This window comes from Brevibacterium aurantiacum (genome assembly GCF_007558825.1).
GTDB classification, from domain to species: Bacteria; Actinomycetota; Actinomycetes; order Actinomycetales; family Brevibacteriaceae; genus Brevibacterium; species Brevibacterium aurantiacum_A.
Genome location: NZ_VLTK01000057.1, coordinates 1 through 438, shown reverse-complemented (window position 1 = coordinate 438; position 438 = coordinate 1). Strand labels below are relative to the sequence as shown.

1 rRNA gene is annotated in these 438 nt (G+C 51.1%); it reads right to left on the bottom strand.

Annotated elements, in window-relative coordinates:
• Nucleotides 1-110 precede the first annotated feature (110 nt).
• Nucleotides 111-438 (bottom strand): 23S ribosomal RNA (locus tag FO013_RS22230); the annotation flags it as partial.

Here is a 438-nt window from a genome sequence, read left to right as displayed (position 1 = left end):
GTAGCGGTCCAAGAACCGTACAGCGAACGCGAACACCACACATAACGTGACTCGTTAAAATCTTATGAAACCCATAAATGTTACTCGCACACACCAACCAACAAAAAATGGTTGTATGAGTGATCGGCGTATTAGTACCAGTCAACTCCACACCTTACAGTGCTTCCATACCCGGCCTATCAAACCCATAATCTATAGGACACCTCACCCCCAACAAGTGGGGTTGGAAATCTCATCTCGAAGCAGGCTTCCCGCTTAGATGCTTTCAGCGGTTATCCTTCCCGAACGTAGCCAACCAGCCATGCACCTGGCGGTACAACTGGCACACCAGAGGTTCGTCCGTCCCGGTCCTCTCGTACTAAGGACAGGCCTCCACAAATTTCCTACGCACGCAGCGGATAGGGACCGAACTGTCTCACGACGTTCTAAACCCAGCTC